At 30.9% G+C, this 2,686-nt stretch carries 3 protein-coding genes; 2 read left to right on the plus strand and 1 reads right to left on the minus strand.

Annotated elements, in window-relative coordinates; genetic code table 11:
- Positions 1 to 385: 385 nt before the first annotated feature.
- Complete coding sequence (locus AB8B90_RS09680) at positions 386 to 1,132, plus strand: HpcH/HpaI aldolase/citrate lyase family protein (RefSeq protein WP_405336293.1); 747 nt, start codon at positions 386 to 388, stop codon at positions 1,130 to 1,132.
- A 34-nt stretch (positions 1,133 to 1,166) separates the two neighbouring features.
- On the plus strand, positions 1,167 to 1,487 hold the full coding sequence (locus tag AB8B90_RS09685; RefSeq protein ID WP_405336295.1) for a hypothetical protein: 321 nt from the start codon (positions 1,167 to 1,169) through the stop codon (positions 1,485 to 1,487).
- A 238-nt stretch (positions 1,488 to 1,725) separates the two neighbouring features.
- Here AB8B90_RS09685 and AB8B90_RS09690 read toward each other — a convergent pair whose 3' ends face one another.
- Positions 1,726 to 2,619: an AraC family transcriptional regulator gene (locus AB8B90_RS09690; protein ID WP_405336298.1), complete on the minus strand. Its 894-nt coding sequence runs from the start codon at positions 2,617 to 2,619 to the stop codon at positions 1,726 to 1,728.
- Between the last annotated feature and the right edge of the window lie 67 nt (positions 2,620 to 2,686).

The following is a 2,686-nucleotide window of genomic DNA, read 5'->3' on the forward strand; positions in this document are numbered from 1 at the left end:
CAGGTTCAAATCCTGTCATCCCGACAATATACATGTCAAATGACGTAGTGTTACGGTTAATTAATTGATTATTAGTGATTTAAATTTTTATTAATTTCATTTGACACCATATAAAGGCATTTATCAAGGTGTCCTATTAGGTGTCCTATAATTAAGATTAATTTTTATACATTTAGCTAAAACCGACTGAAGCTGGATGCTAGTTATAGAGATAATTCCTGCTGTTTTGTGGTTTTTCTTATTGTTTTACTTCCACAAAACCCAGCTTAGTTAAGCTATAAAGATAGAGTTGATGACGCAAAAAAAATCGTTAAGAAAAGTATACCTAGAAGATAAAAGAGAAGCCTGCTAAAAGTGGATAAGTGAATTTTAATAAAAAAGTGTAATGAGTTTATTCGAAAATAAAAAATTTGTAGTGGGACCGTTTATTAAAGTAAGTGATCCTGCGTTAGTTGAAGTTGCAGCATTTGCAGGTTTCGACTTTGTAATAATAGATTTAGAGCATGGACCAAATACTATTGAAACGGCTCAAAATCATGTTCGCGCAGCACAAGCTAAGGGTATTTCACCAGTAATTCGTGTGCCAGAAATCAATGAAAACATGATATCTAAAGCTTTAGATATTGGTGCAGACTATGTACAAGTACCACAAATAGAAACAGCTGCAGATGCTGAGCGTGTAGTAAAAGCAGCAAAATTCTTTCCTGAAGGATCACGAGGCATGTGCAGGTATGTAAGAGCTGCCGACTATGCGTCAATGCCTAAAGAGAATTATTTTGGTAATGCGAATAAAATGACAGGAACTATTATTCATATAGAAGGAAATATAGCCTTCAATAACATTGATGAAATTTTAACCGTTGATGGAATTGATGTGATTTTCATTGGTCCATACGATATGTCTCAATCATGCGGTGTGCCAGGGCAAGTAAATCATCCCAAAGTGATTTCTCAAATGAAGGAAATAGTGGAGAAAGCATCGTCTCTTGGTAAAGTTGTTGGCACCTTTGTTGAAAGTCCTGAGTCTGCTAAACAATGGATAGACTTGGGTGTTAAATATATATCTTATGCAGTAGATGTGGGTATTTACTTTGATGCTTGTAAAAATATTGTGGATAGTGTTAGAGGATAACCAATAGCTTACAGTATTTAGTCTTCTTATATTTTTGTTTTTTCTTTTACTCTTAATTTTTTCCATATCAAAATTGAAAGTATATCCTTTTATAGCTTTGGTTCTTATTGTGCTAGCATTAGCCATAGCCTTGGGAATGGGAGTAGAGAAAAATGTTCAAGTACTTTTAGGGTTTAGTAGAACATTACGAGGTATTACTATAATTATTGTTCTTGGGGCTTTTATTGGTGAAGTACTTCAAGAAAAAGGTGCTGCTTTTCCAATTGTAAATCGTATTATAATATGTTTAGATAAAAAAAGTTGCTTGGGCAATGGGGTTTACAGAATACGTAGTTTCTATTACTGTTTTTGTTGATGTAACTTAAATTTACTACAGCAGTTGTAGAATCGCTTTCTGTTAAGAGTAAACACCCTGTTTTATATATAGGGCTATCATTGACAGCTGGATTAACCGTTGCCATAAATTAATACCGCCAACACCAAGTCCATTAGCGGTTGCTGAATCTCTTGGCTTAGATATAGGACGAATATTCAATAAAAATGGAAATAACAATTTCTGAAATAAAATCAGAATCATTAAGGAATAAAGTCCTTTACTTGTGCAGGCTTTGCTTGTAATTTCGAGGTGATTTTCCCATAAAATTCTTAAAAATTCTAGAAAAATATAATGGATCTTCAAAACCAACCTCAAAGCTAATTTCTTTAATACTCATATCAGTATAATTCAGTAATTCACATGCTTTTTGTATTTTTTTTAAATTAAAAAACACTAATAAAGGATAACCTGTTTTGGCCTTAAAGATGGTATGAAGATATGATTTTGAGTAATTAAATTTAGAAGCGATAACATCAAGAGTTAGTTTTTTATCTAAATTATTACCCAAAAAGGTTATTATTGAATTTACTGTTGTATTATCTGTATTACCTTTTATATTAGATTCAAAATCATGATATATAAAGTAGCTAATAAAATTCAAAGTTAATAAGTTAGCATATTCAAGATGATTCTCTAAATAGTTGCTATTAAATAGTGCTAATATTTTTTCAAATGAATTTATTCTTTCTTTTGAAAATGGAATATTCTTGTAATTGGCAGTTTGGGTGCTTTCATACCTTTTATATAGTTTATCAGCTAATACACCATTAAAATGAAACCAGTATATACTCCATGGATCATCAATATCAGCTTTATATTCATGATTACTGTTTTTTGGAATTATATAAAACTGATTAGGATTTATTTCTGTCCTTACATTGTTAAGATGTATTTCTCCCTTACCTTTTGTACAATAGATGAATATATGTTGTTTAGCACCTTGTTTTCTTAGGCGATAATGGTGATGTGCACTTGGATAATAACCTAGGTCACTAACATAAAAGTTTCTTGTTATTTGGTTTTCTTTTGAAATATTGATAATTGATTCTGGTAGTGCTACCATTTTTTGACCAACAAAACCCTCCTCTATAACTTTACTATCTATTTCCATACAACTAAAAAAATTAAGTTTGTTTTGTTTGAGTATATTTCTAAAAATATGTATTCAGTAATTGAGT

Source organism: Psychroserpens sp. (assembly GCF_045105015.1).
Classification (GTDB): domain Bacteria; phylum Bacteroidota; class Bacteroidia; order Flavobacteriales; family Flavobacteriaceae; genus Psychroserpens.